Raw genomic sequence first — 14,793 nt, forward strand, 5'->3', positions numbered from 1 at the left:
GTTAGAGACTCCCGCTGGTAGCCGTCTGCTTCTTGTGCATGCCGTCGCCCCTGGCATCCTCGATCCGCTTGAGCTGCGTCTGGATCAGCTGGAAGCGGCGGCGCTGCTCCTCTTCGAGGTTGTCGAAGCCCACGTGCGCGCCCCTGACCGCGATGCCGATCGCTTCGATCTGAAGGTGCAGCGTCTTCGACAGGCTGGTGAGCTCTTCGTGGACCCGGTTGTACTGCAGGTACAACGCGTGGGCCTCCGGAAAGGCGGCCGCGCTGCCGCTGTTGAGCGAAGAGGGCTTGATCCTTTGTGCGCCGATGCGCGTCGGATCGCCCGCTGAGCCCTCGAGATTGCGAAGTGCGCTGTCCACCCGCTTCACGAACGTCGACAGCGCCTCGCCCGTGACCTCCAGGTTGGCCGCCCTGGCGGCGGACACCCCTCCCACCATTTCAGCTGGAAGCATGCTGCTACCTCCCCCGCTTCCCCGTCCTTCCATCGCCGAGCCAGGATGAACCGCTCGCCCGCACAACTGATCGTAACCGCAAGAGATCGTCACTGTAGCCATCGGGTAGGCGATCCCCAACCGCCATTTACGCCAGCCTTGTTGCTGTCACGTGCTGGTTTCAACGTTCAACAATCAAGGCGATGCCGAAGCCTTACCTACCATGCCACCGAGCCGCACCGTTGCCGAGCAGCGGGCTCTCTGGCCGCACCTCGCATTGCGCTCGGGGAGCCGCGATCAACCCCGGCCGCCTCAGAGGCAGTTGACTCAACTCACTCCACCCAGCTGTCCCCGGCAAGCCTGCCCGATGGTGTCCGGATCCCTCTGAGTACTCGTACTCAGACGTCGTAGTGGCGGATACGGTGGAGCAGGCGGCCATCGAGCCCCGTAGTCCGTACCAAGTCACATCCGAGAGCGGTGTAACAACAGGCTCTCGGCCATCTCACCTTCGAGGGTGAGCACTCCAACTCCCGGCGCCTCAGAGCGTGGCGAGGCTCCAGCCGACGCCGCAGGCTTGTACATGCGGCCACGTCCAAAGGCCACTCCACGCAACCTTTGCCCTTGATATGACTACATGTAATTATGTGTCAACTTTGACATGCTTCTGAACTGACATTCGTACGGGGAGGGTGTTGGCGGTGCTTGCTGCCGAAGACGACGGAACGGTCGGTATGAGGCTCAATCAACTTCCGGCTGATCAGAGTGGGCCTCCCGGCGTCACGGGATCCGCGGGTGGGAAGACGGACCTGGCCTCATCGCCTGCAGAGAAGGCAGCTGCCGTGAGGGCCATCGAGGAGCACATCCAGCCCGACACGGCCAAGGCCGCGAGGTGGGCGGACGAGGACACAGGGAGCGCTGTCAAGGCGTTCGGCCCCAAAGACGGAGACGGTTGGGCGACCTCCACGGCGCTGAAGACAGCCCACAGGACCTGGGGCGAGCAGGTGAAGAACCTGATGGACCGACTCGATTCAGAAAAGGGCGCGCTGCGCGGAGCCGACACGATCCTGCAAAGCACGGACTACGGAGTAGGTGCCGAAAGTGGCAAGATCCGGCTCCCGTCGGCACTGGACCGACTCTGAATCTTGAGGGGACAAGCGTGCCGACGTATCACGAGATCATGACTGCTGACCTCAATGCGCTCACCAAGGCTGCCGACCGGTGGGACGGAATGGCTGGCGAGTTCGCAAAACAGGAGAAGGCCTACCGGCGAGACGTGCACGGGGTCTCCATGGGCACTGGTTGGGTGGGCTTGAGCGCCGACGCAGCCAACCGGCGTTTCGGCATCACGCTCAAGGAGTTCGAATACGCGCAAATCGAGGCCAAGGCCACGGCCGGGTTGCTGCGGGACGCCCACACCCAGTTCGTCGACCTGCGCGGCCGGTTGCAGTCGGCTCGACAGGACGCGATCGATGCACGAATGAAGGTCTCCGATCAAGGTCTGGTGAGCCTGGACACCGCGCGGCTGTCAGAAGCGGAACGCAAGACGTTGCACCACGACCCGGGGTGGCAGGAGGCCGTCCAGTCGTGGCAGCAGCACCTCAACAAAGCAGTGCAGGACGTTGTTGATGCCGACTCCGGTGTCAAGATCGCTCTGGAGGCGGTGGTGATCGACTCAGATCACACCGATGGCACACTCAACGGCTTCAACGGGCATGCCCACAGCGATGAGGAAGCGTATGAGGAGGCCGCGAAGACGGCAGCCAAGGACGCCTCCACAAAGACCGATGGATGGGCTACAGAGGGCAAGACCGCATTGACCGGTCTCGGTGCCGGTTTCACCGTCACAACCGATCCCAAGTACGGCAAGGAAGGCTCAGTCAAGGCCTACGGGGATCTGTTCCACGCAACCGCCGAGGGGAAACTCACGAACGGTGGGTGGCAACTCGCCGGGATCGCCGATGGCTACGGAGGTGCTAGGGCCACTGCGAATTACGGCTTCAACGACAAGGGCGCCGTAGGAAAGGCTGAAGCTTCGGCGGGTCTACGTGGCGTTGCCGAAGGCCGGGTGGAGTACGGCCCATACGCTGGCGGGTACGGGCGCGTTGAGGGATTTGCGGGCGCCGAGGCGGGGGTCAATGCGAAGGCAACCAAGGACGAATTCACCGTTGGCGCCAAAGCGTTCGCCGGAGCCAAGGGCACCGTGGCCGGGGGCGGGGAGGCCGCCGGCATTGGGCTCGGCGTGACGGCCGAAGGCTGGGCCGGTCCGGGCGCGGAGGCCTGGTGGGGATACAAGAAGGACGACGACGGCACGTTCCACCTTGGTGGCAAGGCTGGCGCCTCACCAATTCTCGGCGGCTCAGTGGGAGTCGAGATCACCGTTGATCCACAAAAGGTGAGTCAAACTGTCGGCGATGCGGTGGACATCGTAGGCGATACAGTCGACCTGGTCGGTGACGGCATAGGGTCCGTCAAGGACGGTGTCACCAGCTGGTTCTGAACCCTCCCCCTGGAAAGCGGGTCTCGATATGCCCAAGATTCTGCCGATTCCTGTGTCATTCAGACTGCCGGACGGTTGGCAACCAGCTGCTCATGGTTCAGAAGTCGGCGGAGACGTGGCCTTCGCAGCGGTACGCTCGCCGTCAGAGGCTGAGTTCGTCTCGAACATCACGATCGACGGGGAGGTCCCCCCGGACACAGCGACTTTGGATTCCCTTGCCGATGAATCGGTTTGGCGCATGCGTGAAGTCGCCGAGTCGGTGGTGGTGACCAATCGACGTAAGGTCCTTTCCGAGGGCGCACCTGCCCTGGTTCAAGTGCTCAGTTTCTCGGCCATCGTCGGTGGCGTACGCCGGGAACTCGTTCAATCGCAGATGCTCCTGGCCATGGTGGACGTTCAGGACCCTCGACGGCGTGTGGTGATTCGAACGGTACTGACAACAAGCGCCGATCAGTACGCCTCTGTCGTGCCGGAATACCAGCTCTTCTTGCGAAGCATTCGCGCGGATGCATCTTGAGTTTATTTTACAATCATAGGCGGTTCTTCCGATGACCCTATTCGACAAACTAACTGGCACTAGGCGACCTTGCAGCAGCATCACACCACGTCCCGCTAACGACGTCCGCCATGCACTACTGGCACTCAACAACGCGGATAATCTTTTCAACGTGCGTAATGCTCTTCCAGCAGACAAGGCCGACCTGATTGCAGAGTGTCAACTCTCCAGGGTGGGCGTGACCCTCAGGACTCGAATGCTTCTCATTCCTGAAAAGCACCAGGTGCGCCATCTCGATGAGCGCTGGGAGAACCGTTCGGCCAACAATGCGCATGGGCAGTACGGACGCGGCAATGCGCCAGCGGTGTACAGACAGTGGGAGTCGCAGCGCAGCCCTGACGGACGTCGGCATAAGGTCGAGGTTTTTCGCTTTGATACGCGAGAGATGACGGATCCGCTGCGAAACGCAGTACTGGGTGCTGGATGGACATGGCGGGGGGTGCTCAAGCTCTGATCTCCCGCTGCGCTGAGCCTTTTTCATCTTGATCAGGTGGCGCGTTCGAGGGCGACGACGGCACGGACGAAGGTGATCCGGGGAAGTGCTGCAGCAGAGCCTCGGCAGGAATTGCCAGCATTTGAGGGTGGCCATGGCACGTTCGCCGAGGCTGCGGATCTTGGCGTGATCGCGATTGTGGCGCCGGCGCCAGCCGCGCAGATTCTCGCCCCGGAACGGGACGCGAACAGTATGACCTGCGCCCTTATACGCCGCCTTGCCCGCCCAGCGCTTGATGTCGTCGGCGGTCAGGGCCGCGGGAATGCCGTGGGTCCGGGCCGCGGTCAGATCGTGCACAGGCTCCGGGTAGCGCGTCCGAGGCCCAGATCAGATGGCCGGCTGGATCCGCGAGGACCTTGCACTTTCATCCCGTAGTGTTTCTTCATCCCTGAGTAGGTACGGCTGGTCGGCAGCGATGCGGTCGATCGGCAGCACGCTGCCGTCAAGGATCACGTACGCCTTCCTCCGCGCGGCCGTCATGGCCTGTTCCAGCGTGGGCGTGAGAGTGGCCAGGAGGTCAACGGCCTCGCGTGTGCGCCGGTAGACCGTCGCGATCCCGACGCGGAAACCTGCCGCGAAGCGGGCGTAGGTGTCGCCGCAGCGCAGGTGAGCCAGGACGAGCAGGGACTGCCTGCCGCAGGTGAGGCGACGCCACCGGGAGCCGATCCGACGGCGGTGACCTGCGAGGAGACCGGAAAAATGCTGCAGGGCGCGGCTGCACGGATCGATACCGGACGGGTAGAGAAGCACGCGAAATCTCCTGATGGGCTGTTGATCTTGGTCGTGAACCCGTCTACCAGGAGCTTTCTACCGACGCGACACCGAGACGTTCATGCGTGCCAACTTCCCCGTCACTGTCAAGACACTCAAGTGCGAGTGATCGCCATCCATGAGGTGTGGCCTTCACAAGCGTGTCCGACGACTGAGAGCTCGCCTCTTTCAGCTCCCACGAACACGTGATGCGACCGACTTACGGCGTGAACAGCGAGATCGCTGTCCTCGGGCCGATACGGCGGAGCAGCCTCTACGGTCACCAGGACAACGCCGTCGCCCTCCGCCACCATGTCGGCGACACCGTCCGCGCCATGACCGACGGCTTTGCGGGGCCCTGTACCGGTGTTCCACCGGGTTGCGACGTCGTCATACGCGCTCCTTGGCGCTCCATGTCCACCGTCTCAAGAGGACTCCGGCGAGTGGCCGTTGTTGAAGGCAACCTCGTACTCGCCCACGCTCCGGGACTGGCCTAGCAGACCTTGCCGTCGGCGGACGAGGCGTACTAGCAGCGGTGACTGGTGTCCTGGTCGTCTGCGACGAGTTCGATGTCCGGCACCCCTTCGGGTTCGGGGCCTACGTGCTTGCTGACCTGGTTGTACTCCCTCCAGAAGTTGCCGTAGACGGACCTCGCCGTCGGCGCCGCCTGGCCAGCTTTGGTCATTTCGTGTCGGTCCCAAGTCACCGGTTGGCTCGTCGAAACGGATGATTCAGGGAACCTTCACGCCGTCGTAGGTGACGGTGCACCGTGTGGTCACGCCCGGATCTTCACTCACCTTGCCGCCCTCGCATGCGGCGCTTGTCTTCGCCGGGATCCCGGCCATGGCCACGGTGCGTTTGCGCATCCTCCTCAGTGTCAGTTCGGTGCACGCGGCGTTGGCTGTGGGCTCCGGCGGCAGAGCGCCGAGCAGCGATTTCATCGTCAGGAGTCCGGACTCTGCCGAGGTGATCGCGACGGGGAGATCCTTGCCGCTCGTCAGCGACGGGGTGTCCGCAGGGTGGGAGGCGTCGTCGTCAGCCGATCCCGGCCCACCGCAGCCCGCAGCGGCGAGAGCGACCAAGGCCCGCCCACGACCCATAAGATTTCTACCGATGTCCGTGCGAGCTCACTCCAGCCAGAGGCGCGGCCGGGCTCTCGGCCACCGGACGCCCCGTGGCCGGGTGGTGATATAAGCGTCAGGTGATCAGGTCGACGGCCGAGCGAGTACGGCGCAGTGACCTGCCCGGATGGAACTGGGGAGATTCATGACGTTCGAGCAAGAATGGGCCCAGCTGCGCGCGGCGGCGGGCGAGCGGACCGCCATGCAGATCGACAGCGTTCCGACGGAAGGTGGCGGCGGCAAGGACCTTGTAGTCCATCGCGACGACCTCGGCGCCATCGGCAACGACGCGTATGACCTGCTGGGGCGGCTGACAAAGGACGGTGACCACGCCCGTGTCTCCACGTTCGACGCGGCGACGGCGTTGACCAACGGGAACTTCGAGAGCGGTTCGGGGCTGCTGAAGGTGCACGACAACTGGCAGACCCATCTCAGGACGTTGCTGGACGCCTGCGGACAGGTATCGAATCACCTCGATTACAGCAAGGCCCGGCACGCCAAGGACGAGGCGAAGGTCGAGGGGGATCTGGCCCGGATCTCCGTACTCACGGAATACATGAAGTAGGGCTCGGGGGAGCGCGCAGCATGCTGAAGTACGAGGACATCATCGACGCCCCGTTGGGGAAGCTGAAAACCGCCGTCGACGACTGGTCGGAAATGGCGGGAAAGCTGGACACACTCGCCACCGACGCCATCGACGGAATGAAGGCCAAGGCGGACAAGGCGTCCTGGGAGGGCGTCAACGCAGGCGTCACCAAGGCCTTCATCGGCAAGACCGTCAAGGAGTTCGCGGACGCCGTGGTCGAGGCCAAGGGCGTGCACCGGATCCTTCAAGAGGGCTACACGGCCATCAAGAAGGCCAAGGACGACCTGGTCAGCATCAGAGACCACGAGGGTCCCGAGGCCGGCATCCGGGTGGACGGCAAAGGCAAGGTCACGGCGAAAAAGCCGTTGTCCGAGATCCCAGCGGCGCGCCACGACCCCGACTACAGCAAGCTCCTGCAGGAGGAGAAGAAGAACATTGAGTCGTGGCAGAAGAAGATCGACCTCATCGTCGACAACTGCAGCGACACTGACGTCTCCTTGAACAAGACCCTTGCGGCCAACGCCACTGGTCGCAAGGACTTCGGCGCCCCCAAGTACACGAAGCTGGATCAGGAGGAGGCCGCCCGTGCCGCGTCCCTGGCAGCCAAGGGCCGGGACATCTCGCACGAGGACCTGGTGGAGCTCAACGAGCTGCTGAAGGACAACAGTTCGTCGGTGGAGTTCTCCAAGTACTTCTACGAAGAACTCGGACCCGAGAAGTCACTCGCGTTCTTCGGCCAGCTCGCCACGGACACGTATGACTACAGCAAGGTCGACGCGGAGCGCCTCAAGGACGTCCAGGAGCTCCAGAAGAACCTCGGCCTCAACCTGGCCACCGCCTCCCACGACAAGGCATTCACCGAAAAGTGGGGCCCGGAGCTCCGCAAGTTGGGCACTGAGCACATCGCGCTGTCCAAGTACGACTCGGGCGGGCCCTTCGGATACCAGTTGCTCGGCGGGATCATGCGATACGGGAACTACGACGCGAAGTTCCTCAACCCGATCGCTGAACACGTGGCGCAACTGCACGCGAAGAAGCCGGACCTGTTCGCCGAGACCAAGATGGTGAACGGCTGGCTCCAGAATCCGTACAACCCCTCAGGAGTGAACGGCGCCGGCTACGAGCCGACCACCGCCATGCTGGAGGCGCTCGGCAACAGCCCGGAAGCGGCCAAGAAGTTCTTCACCGACCCCCCGACCGCGTACAACGAGGACGGTACGGTCAACCACGACGCCACGGCCGACCTCGGCAAGGACAAGGACGGCCAGTCATTCGACAACTACCTCGACTTCTTCACCAACGAGAAGTGGGAGTCCTTCGGCGACGTCAACTCGACTGATCCCAAGGAACTCAAGGCGTCGCTCGACTACATGCCCGACGCCCTCGGCCACGCCCTGGAGTCGGCGACCCTGGGCTACCCGGCCGGGCACCCAGACGCCGGAGTGGTGCGGGACGAGGACAACGTCGCGGTCATGCAGCAGGTTATGGAGAAGTACGCTGCGGAGCCCGGACTGCTCAAGGAGCGTCACGAGGCGATGGCCGACAGCCTGGGTGTCATGGGCGCCGGCTACATCGACGACATCAACTGGGCGCTCGACGAGAACGACGGGGAGAGCGTGTTCGCACCGGGCAAGAATCCGGAAGGGCACCTCGATTTCGGGGACACTGTGGACGGAAACGGGCGGAGTGTCGTCCGGGGCTTCCTCAGCACCCTGGGCCAGCACCCGGACGCCTATGCGACATTGTCGACCGCAGAGCAGGTCTACACCCGCAGCGTGCTGGAAGGGACCGTGGGTCCGGACGGAATCGACGAGGGTGCCGCCAGGGCGACCGTGCGTACGGGTGCCGAGGTGCAGGGCATGCTCGACCAGTCCCGGGCCGACCAGGTGGAGGCGACGAACCTCAAGACCCACGAGGACTACGAGAAGGCGGTCGCCAAGCGGGCGGGCTGGGTCGAGTTCGGAGCCGCAGCCGGCATTGCGGCAGGTGTCGCCTTCCTGCCCGCAACCGCCGCTGTGGGCACGGCCGCGGTACTCATCCCCTTGGCCACCGACACCGCCAGCGGTGCTGCGGAGCAGCTCATCGGCCAGGTGGTCGGCGACGTGTCCGACAACTCGGTGGATGAGCACAAGGAGAAGGTCGAGGAGCTCACCCATGACGAGAAGAAGAAGATCTACTCCTCAGGTGAGAGCATGGCCGAGGCCCCGATGAAGGAGTTCCTGGCGCACAACGGCCTGGACCGCGACGGCGACTTCGGTGAGGACCTGCGCCAAGCGATGCTGGTCGGCTACGGGGTCGGCAACGACCGCGAGAACCAGCAGGGCAATGACCCGGAGACGGGCTGAGGCAAGGGACGACCAAGGAGTCATGAGGATGTGGACAGTGGTCAGTCGTAGGCCGGTACGCGGAGGACTCCTCTCCGTAGCCGTGGCGGGCTCGTTGCTTCTCGGGGCCACGGGTTGCGGAGGCGAAGGGGACGAGGAAGGGGTTCCGGACGACTACAAGGTCGTCGCGGGGACCCAGCTGTGCGGCGGCAGCGCCGTCTCCGCCGACGCGGCCAAAGCGCTGAAGGTGATCACGGGTTCGTCGCGGTTCGAGGCTTCGGGGGACGAATACAGCATCGAGCAGGCCGCGACGCTCCTTGCCACCATGTACAACACGCCCCACGACCGGGGTGGGGACATCTGCCGCATCTACACGCCCCTCGACACGCCGGACTTCGATCTCAGAGTCACCTGGAGTCAGGTCGACCCCGACGCCAAGGGCTCTCCCGCCTCCAAGTTCACCGAGCTGAAGATGGGGGAGCGGACCCTGGCGGCGGCGGACAAGGCAGACATCCAGTTCGGGTGCAAGAGCGGCAAAGTAGCTGGCACGGGGGAAGTGGCTCACCTTGAGGTCGGCGTGGAGCACTGGGCCATGCCGACGGAGCCCGAGGACAACGTCCGGGCGCTGAAGGAGGCCTACGCGACCGTGGCCCATTCCTTCGCGCTGGCCATGGCCAAGGAACTGGGCTGCAAGAACAACGGCGGGCTTCCCGCGAAGCCCGTGCTGGATCCCGCGTAGCCGCCGCTGAGGCTTCCCGGCGTAGAGCGGGATAGATGGCCAACGGCCCTATCCTCTCAGCCCGCGACTCGCCGCCCCATCGTCCTCACCCCGACCGCGTGACCGACGGCTTCGCCGGGATCCTGCCTCATACCCCTGACAGTGCCGTCAGCGATTTCGCCGCCGTGAGTCCCGTACCGCCACCGCTGTCCCGCCCAGGCCGGCGGTGAGGACCAGGGCGCCGACGGCCACGTAGGTGCCCAGGCGGGTGTTGCGTTCGTCGGCGGTTTCGCCGAGGTGGAGAGGGGGGACGTCGGGGGCCTTGGCTTGGACGTCCGGCTTTTCGGCCGCGGGGGATTCCACCGGGTGGGCCGGGTCCATGTCCGTCAGGGCCTTGACCGGGTCGATCACGCCCCAGCCGACGAGGCGGTCGTGACCGGGGATGGAGCGTTCGGCCGTCTGCTCGATCTGGGCGACGATCTGCTCGGCCGTCCACTTGGGGTACGCCGACTTCAGCAACGCCGCCACGGCCGCCACGTAGGGCGCGGAGAAGCTGGTGCCGTTGTCGGAGCAGTGGCCGCCCCCGGGGACGGTGGAGATCATGTCGACGCCGGGGGCGGCCACGCCCACGAACTCGCCTGCCTGGGAGAAGGAGGCGCGTTCGTTGTTGCGGTCGGAGGAGGCGACGGCGAGGACGCCTTCGTAGGAGGCCGGGTATGTCGTCTTGTCCCTGCCTCCCAGGCCGTCGTTGCCCGCCGATGCGACGACCACGACCTCCTTGTCCAGGGCGTAGTCGACGGCCGACTCCAGGGTCGAGGCGGGTTTCACCGCCTTGGCCGTGTCCTGCGAGATGTTGATGACGTCGGCGCCCGCGTCCACGGCGTGCCGGATCGACGTCGCGAGGGTGTCGGCCGTGCCGTTGCCCTCCGCGTCGTTCTGCTTGATGGGGATGATCGTGGCCTCCGGGGCCAGGCCCACGAACCCGGTGCCCTTGGCGGGGCGCGCCGCGATGATGCCGGCCACGCGGGTGCCGTGGCCGACGGTGTCGGTGGTGCCGTGGGCGTTGCCCCGGTCGATCTTCTCGCCCTTGTCGTTCTTCTCGGGGAGGTAGTTCTTGCCCTTGGACGCGTCGACTGCGTCGGCGAGTTGGGGATGTTTCACGTCGACGCCCGTGTCGATCACGGCGACCTGGACGCCCTTGCCCTTCGTTTGGGCCCACAGCTCGTCCAGGTTGACGCGTTGGAGGGCCCATGGCCTGCCCTCGTAGTTCTTGGAGGGGAAGGTGCACTGACCGCCGTCGGCCGCCCGCGCCGCGGGGGAGGCGGGGAGGAACGTGAGTACGGTCGGCGCGGCGAGCACCGTGGCGGCGAGCACGGCCGCGGTCAGTGTCCGGCTCCGCATCCGGCCAACGCCACACGCGGGCTTCCGCTTCCAGATCGTTTCCCTCTTCCGCGCAGACACGGGCGTCACGAGCCCTGCGGCTGGCGCGCTGCCGCCTCGGACAGGCGTGGGCCGGTGGGCAGGAACGTCGACCACTTCGCCGGAACGGGTGATGGTTCCACGTTCTCGTAGCCGAGCCTCGTCTGGGCGATCCGGGACTCGCTCAGTTCCTGCTCACGCTTCTTGTCGGACGTACCGATGCCCTTGTCGTCGGTGGCACTGTCGCTGTTGGACTGCAGGGCGTAGCGCAGTCCTGTGTCGGTGACGAGGAAGACCCCGCCCGCCTTCGTCTCGCTGCCCTGGAACTGACGGTAGAGCTGCCCGGAGCCCGGAGTCACGTACGCGCTGGAGGAACCGGTGGGCAGTTGGGCGGGGAAGTCGGTGCTCGCCCAGGTGGACAGGGTGGTGTCGCCGTTCTTCGCGTTGACCGAGCGCAGGACGCTGCAGACGGTGTTGCGGCCGGAGGTCGCGGAGGTGCCGTCGTTGACCGTCTTCGGGCGGTACGACGGCCAGTTCCGTTGCTCCGCGAACTCGACGCTGTCGACGACCGCGCCGGGGCTGACCTGCTGCGCCTCGCCGGCCTGTCCGACTTCTACGAGGGCACCGCTGTTGAGGAGCAACGTGGCCGTGAACTCCGAGACGCGGGCCACGGCGCCGCTCTGCACGACGTAGTACTGCATGCGCCGCCCGTCGTACGCCTTGATGACCATGCCCACCTTGTCGTACTGCCCGAGCATGTCGGAGGCGCCGGCCGCCGCACCGGGCGTGCCCTTGATCTCCGGGATCTCGATCGGGTCGCCCTTGTGGAGCGTGTCCAGCCACTCCTGGGACACGCGCTGCGGGGCCCGGCCCTGGGTGTCCAGGGCTTTCAGGAGTTCCTTGTCGGCCGGATCGGCCAGCGCGTAGGCGGAGCCGTGCGAGTCGACGACGTACTGGGATGTACCGTCCGGTCCGACGACGTACATCAGGTCGCCACCGGAGAGTTTGTTCTTGCCCTCCATCCTGGACCAGTCCTTCTCCGCGAAGACGAACGCCGCCTTCTGGATGGCCCGGCCGCCCGGGCCGGGCCGTTCGCAGACGGCCCAGCGCTTGGCCTGCTCGGCGTCGTCGGAACCGGGCAGGCGGTCGGGGGCATACGGAATACCGATCGTGGCGCCGTGCGGTGGCTCGCCGCTGTCGAGTACGCCCTCGTCCACCGTGATGACGCTGTCCTTGTCGGGGTCGAGGAGGAGCTTGGCGGAGGCCATGTTGAGGACCGGGTGGAGCTGCTTCTTCCCGTCCGTTTTCAGGACGACGTAGCGCGTCGTGGAGTCGCTGGCCACGATCACGTGCCCGCCGGCCTCGTCCCAACCCTTCGGAGCGGTCGGGCTGAACAGACCGATCGCACCGAACACGGCGAGCACCACGATGCCGACGACCGCACCGGGGACGATCGCGCGCAGCGGCCTGGGGGCGCCTTCCTCCGAACCGGACGGGGAAGGCTGCAGGAAAGACGCGAGTGTGCGGCGCTTCGCGAAGGTGTGGGCGTTCAGTTCATCGCGCCGTGATGCCATGTGTCTTCGTTCTCTCCCCGTACGAGTCAGACCCGGCCCCTACTATGCCTGTTGCCGGACGGTGCATGGGGCACCGGTAGGCTTCCGGAGTCTGCCGTGTGCTGAGCACAATATCTTCGGTGAGAGTTCGGGGGATTTGGAGTGATGGCTTCCGCGTCGCGGACCCGGTCACGCACGCATTCGGCGCCCCGTCGTACCAACGCGCCGCCGGACAACGGACGCACGGCGTCGGCAGTCCGGTCCTCTGTCACCCCGCACCTGCAAGCCCGCCCGGCACGTGGTGGCTCGTCCACCCTGCAGCGGCTGGTGCTCCTGGAGTTGGCCGCCGCGTTGGCGGTGTGCGGTTGGCTCCTAGGGCCGGTGGCGACGGTGCCGTCGGTCGCCGTTGCCGCGGTGCTGGTGCTCCTAGCTGTGGTACGTCGGCGTCGGCGCTGGCTGCCTGAGTGGCTGGCCAGCCATCTCGCGCTGCGGGCCCGCCGCCGGGGCGCACCGCAGGTGCCGGTGCCGCAGGGCATCGACGCCGGTCTGGCCCCGGCGGTGGAGTGCGAGCCGAACCTGCGCACGTACAGCTTCGTCCACCGGGACGAGCACGACCGCCGGCCTGTGGGCATGGTGGGCGACGGGGGGTTCCTCACCGCCGTGCTTCAGGTGGAGGCCGACGCGGGGGCGCTGCGCGCCGAGCGCGGCCGCAGACCGGTCCCGCTGGCCCTGGTCCGGGACGCGCTCGACGTGGACGGCATTCGTCTGGCGTCGGGGCAGATCGTCCTGCACACACAGACCGCGCCCGCGCCCCATCTGCCGCGCCAGTCTGTCGTGGTGGCCAACTACGCGCAGCTGCAGTCCGAGATCGCCGCCCCTGCCGTCCGCATCATGTGGATCGCGTTGAAGCTCGACCCCGAACTGTGCCCCGACGCGGTGGCCGCGCGCGGCGGCGGGCTGCCGGGGGCGCAGAAGTGCCTGGTGCGCTCGGCCGAGCATCTGTCCAGCCGGCTGACGGGTGCCGGCTTCCGGGTGAACCTGCTGACCGAGGAGGAGGTGTCGTCCGCCCTCGCCACCTCGATGTGCGCCAACCCGATGGTGACCGTCCAGTCGGGCCAGGGTGACGCACCCCGGCGGCGAACCGAGGAGTCCAGCCGCAGCTGGCGTTGCGACAACCGGCGGCACACCACGTACTGGGTACGCCGTTGGCCCCAGTTGGGCGGTCAGGGTGTCGGGTTGCCACAGTTGGTGGCCCAGCTGACGGCGGTGCCCGCGCTGGCGACCACGTTCAGCCTCACCCTGACGCCGAGCGGTCGCCACGACGTGGCGGTCACCGGGCACGTGCGGGTCACCGGTCGCAGCAGCACGGAGCTGGCCGACGCACGCCGGGGCCTGGAGAACGTCGCACGTCAGGCGCGGACCGGTCTCGTGCGTCTGGACCGCGAACAACTGCCCGGCGTGCTCGCCACCCTGCCCCTCGGAGGTGCCCGCTGATGGCCTTTACGCCGTCCACCACTCCGACGCCCGGGGCCGCCGCTTCCGGGCGGCCGGTCACGGGCCCGCGGGCGCGTCTGCGCACCGGCTTCGGTCTCCTGGGCCCCCGTCATCCGCGGCACACGCTCTCCATGGCCCAGGTGGACACGCTCGGCCTGCCAGTCGGGGACGACGGTGTCGTGGTGGGTGTCAACGGTGAGGGACAGCCCGCCGTGCTGGGGGTGAACCGCCCGACGCCCTTCGACATCCTCCTGATCGGCGGACTGTGGACCACGCAGGTCCTGGCACTGCGCGTTGCGGCGACCGGGGCCCGGGTGACCGTAGAGACCGGTCGCCCGGCTCACTGGGCACAGATGGTGCAGGCGGTAGGTGGCGGTCAGTCCGGTATGACCGTGCACGAGGTGGGGCGAGTCCCTCCGCAGGGAGCCTCGGCGACGGCACCGGTCCTGGTCATCCGGGACTGCGGCATGCGTCCGCCTCGCGGCCGGGTGGTTTCCGCGCCCTGGCAGTCCGTGCTGACGCTGCTGCCCTACCTGAGTCCGCTGGCGCCGCGGTTGATGCGTCAGGCGCGCCTGGTGGGCGTGCAGCGCGTCTCACCGGACGAGGCGGTGGAGATCGGCCGGGTGACCGGCCTGCCCCGCTCCGAGTACGAGGCGCTTCCGACCCTCGCCGACGGGGTCACCCTGTGGTGTACGGAACGGGACCGGCAGTACGTGATGACACAGCCGACCGATGTGGAGACCGGACTGCTGGGTACGCCCCGGAGGATGGACTGACTGAACCGCCTGGGCCGGATCGCCCGATTGCACCCCATATGACGCGAAAGTGCATGTTTTTTGCGTCAGTTGTGAC

14 protein-coding genes and 1 pseudogene are annotated in these 14,793 nt (G+C 66.3%); 9 read left to right on the forward strand and 6 right to left on the reverse strand.

The features are described from left to right. Position 1: 1 nt before the first annotated feature. Entirely contained in the window at positions 2 to 451 is a 450-nt protein-coding gene (locus ACFYZ3_RS31200; RefSeq protein WP_388524658.1) for a hypothetical protein, read from the reverse strand. 677 nt (positions 452 to 1,128) lie between these two features. Here ACFYZ3_RS31200 and ACFYZ3_RS31205 point away from each other — a divergent pair. From ACFYZ3_RS31205 to ACFYZ3_RS31220, 4 genes are read left to right on the forward strand one after another with little or no spacing between them, the layout of a single operon-like run. Beyond that, positions 1,129 to 1,569 carry a hypothetical protein gene (locus ACFYZ3_RS31205; protein ID WP_388524661.1) on the forward strand — a complete coding sequence of 147 codons (441 nt, stop codon included), beginning with the start codon at positions 1,129 to 1,131 and terminating at the stop codon, positions 1,567 to 1,569. A 38-nt stretch (positions 1,570 to 1,607) separates the two neighbouring features. Then, positions 1,608 to 2,927 (forward strand): hypothetical protein, encoded by a 1,320-nt coding sequence (locus ACFYZ3_RS31210; RefSeq protein ID WP_388524665.1) that lies wholly within the window; start codon positions 1,608 to 1,610, stop codon positions 2,925 to 2,927. Between the two features lie 28 nt (positions 2,928 to 2,955). Continuing rightward, positions 2,956 to 3,444 (forward strand): hypothetical protein, encoded by a 489-nt coding sequence (locus ACFYZ3_RS31215; protein WP_388524668.1) that lies wholly within the window; start codon positions 2,956 to 2,958, stop codon positions 3,442 to 3,444. A gap of 31 nt (positions 3,445 to 3,475) precedes the next feature. Then, positions 3,476 to 3,937: a hypothetical protein gene (locus ACFYZ3_RS31220; protein ID WP_388524671.1), complete on the forward strand. Its 462-nt coding sequence runs from the start codon at positions 3,476 to 3,478 to the stop codon at positions 3,935 to 3,937. Between the two features lie 32 nt (positions 3,938 to 3,969). Here ACFYZ3_RS31220 and ACFYZ3_RS31225 read toward each other — a convergent pair. The 3 genes and pseudogenes from ACFYZ3_RS31225 to ACFYZ3_RS31235 form a co-directional block, all read right to left on the reverse strand. Continuing rightward, positions 3,970 to 4,726, reverse strand: a pseudogene (locus ACFYZ3_RS31225) (transposase family protein). A gap of 526 nt (positions 4,727 to 5,252) precedes the next feature. Continuing rightward, complete coding sequence (locus ACFYZ3_RS31230; protein WP_388524674.1) at positions 5,253 to 5,411, reverse strand: hypothetical protein; 159 nt, start codon at positions 5,409 to 5,411, stop codon at positions 5,253 to 5,255. Between the two features lie 46 nt (positions 5,412 to 5,457). Continuing rightward, the gene (locus ACFYZ3_RS31235) at positions 5,458 to 5,808 is read right to left on the reverse strand and encodes a hypothetical protein (protein WP_388524677.1); all 351 of its coding nucleotides are present in this window, start codon (positions 5,806 to 5,808) and stop codon (positions 5,458 to 5,460) included. Between the two features lie 184 nt (positions 5,809 to 5,992). Between ACFYZ3_RS31235 and ACFYZ3_RS31240 the strand changes: the two genes are divergently transcribed. The 3 genes from ACFYZ3_RS31240 to ACFYZ3_RS31250 are packed head-to-tail and all read left to right on the forward strand — an operon-like array spanning position 5,993 to position 9,496. Beyond that, positions 5,993 to 6,412, forward strand: coding sequence for a hypothetical protein (locus ACFYZ3_RS31240; protein ID WP_388524680.1), 420 nt, complete (start codon positions 5,993 to 5,995; stop codon positions 6,410 to 6,412). Between the two features lie 20 nt (positions 6,413 to 6,432). Beyond that, complete coding sequence (locus ACFYZ3_RS31245) at positions 6,433 to 8,778, forward strand: hypothetical protein (RefSeq protein ID WP_388524683.1); 2,346 nt, start codon at positions 6,433 to 6,435, stop codon at positions 8,776 to 8,778. Between the two features lie 22 nt (positions 8,779 to 8,800). Next, positions 8,801 to 9,496 carry a hypothetical protein gene (locus tag ACFYZ3_RS31250; protein ID WP_388524686.1) on the forward strand — a complete coding sequence of 232 codons (696 nt, stop codon included), beginning with the start codon at positions 8,801 to 8,803 and terminating at the stop codon, positions 9,494 to 9,496. 147 nt (positions 9,497 to 9,643) lie between these two features. Here ACFYZ3_RS31250 and mycP read toward each other — a convergent pair whose 3' ends face one another. Together mycP and eccB are read right to left on the reverse strand one after the other, a co-directional pair. Continuing rightward, the gene (mycP, locus tag ACFYZ3_RS31255) at positions 9,644 to 10,876 is read right to left on the reverse strand and encodes a type VII secretion-associated serine protease mycosin (protein WP_388524690.1); all 1,233 of its coding nucleotides are present in this window, start codon (positions 10,874 to 10,876) and stop codon (positions 9,644 to 9,646) included. Positions 10,877 to 10,941: 65 nt separating this feature from the next. Continuing rightward, a complete protein-coding gene (gene eccB / locus ACFYZ3_RS31260; RefSeq protein WP_388524693.1) occupies positions 10,942 to 12,468 on the reverse strand; it encodes a type VII secretion protein EccB in 1,527 nt (508 codons plus the stop codon). Positions 12,469 to 12,612: 144 nt separating this feature from the next. On the opposite strand from eccB, the gene eccE reads away from it, so the two are divergent. Beyond that, positions 12,613 to 13,941, forward strand: coding sequence for a type VII secretion protein EccE (eccE, locus tag ACFYZ3_RS31265; RefSeq protein ID WP_388524696.1), 1,329 nt, complete (start codon positions 12,613 to 12,615; stop codon positions 13,939 to 13,941). Continuing rightward, on the forward strand, positions 13,941 to 14,717 hold the full coding sequence (locus ACFYZ3_RS31270; RefSeq protein ID WP_388524699.1) for a hypothetical protein: 777 nt from the start codon (positions 13,941 to 13,943) through the stop codon (positions 14,715 to 14,717). Before eccE ends, ACFYZ3_RS31270 begins: the two co-directional genes overlap by 1 nt. Positions 14,718 to 14,793: the final 76 nt, after the last annotated feature.

It is taken from the genome of Streptomyces sp. NPDC001599, assembly GCF_042893535.1.
Classification (GTDB): Bacteria; Actinomycetota; Actinomycetes; order Streptomycetales; family Streptomycetaceae; genus Streptomyces.

Excerpts from the sequence above, each read along its gene's own strand:
- eccE (WP_388524696.1), top strand. The coding sequence starts at position 12,613 with ATGGCTTCCGCGTCGCGGACCCGGTCACGCACGCATTCGGCGCCCCGT.
- ACFYZ3_RS31215 (WP_388524668.1), top strand. The coding sequence starts at position 2,956 with ATGCCCAAGATTCTGCCGATTCCTGTGTCATTCAGACTGCCGGACGGT.
- ACFYZ3_RS31210 (WP_388524665.1), top strand. The coding sequence starts at position 1,608 with ATGACTGCTGACCTCAATGCGCTCACCAAGGCTGCCGACCGGTGGGAC.
- mycP (WP_388524690.1), bottom strand. The coding sequence starts at position 10,876 with ATGCGGAGCCGGACACTGACCGCGGCCGTGCTCGCCGCCACGGTGCTC.
- ACFYZ3_RS31250 (WP_388524686.1), top strand. The coding sequence starts at position 8,801 with ATGAGGATGTGGACAGTGGTCAGTCGTAGGCCGGTACGCGGAGGACTC.
- ACFYZ3_RS31240 (WP_388524680.1), top strand. The coding sequence starts at position 5,993 with ATGACGTTCGAGCAAGAATGGGCCCAGCTGCGCGCGGCGGCGGGCGAG.
- ACFYZ3_RS31220 (WP_388524671.1), top strand. The coding sequence starts at position 3,476 with ATGACCCTATTCGACAAACTAACTGGCACTAGGCGACCTTGCAGCAGC.
- ACFYZ3_RS31200 (WP_388524658.1), bottom strand. The coding sequence starts at position 451 with ATGCTTCCAGCTGAAATGGTGGGAGGGGTGTCCGCCGCCAGGGCGGCC.
- ACFYZ3_RS31270 (WP_388524699.1), top strand. The coding sequence starts at position 13,941 with ATGGCCTTTACGCCGTCCACCACTCCGACGCCCGGGGCCGCCGCTTCC.
- ACFYZ3_RS31245 (WP_388524683.1), top strand. The coding sequence starts at position 6,433 with ATGCTGAAGTACGAGGACATCATCGACGCCCCGTTGGGGAAGCTGAAA.
- ACFYZ3_RS31230 (WP_388524674.1), bottom strand. The coding sequence starts at position 5,411 with ATGACCAAAGCTGGCCAGGCGGCGCCGACGGCGAGGTCCGTCTACGGC.
- eccB (WP_388524693.1), bottom strand. The coding sequence starts at position 12,468 with ATGGCATCACGGCGCGATGAACTGAACGCCCACACCTTCGCGAAGCGC.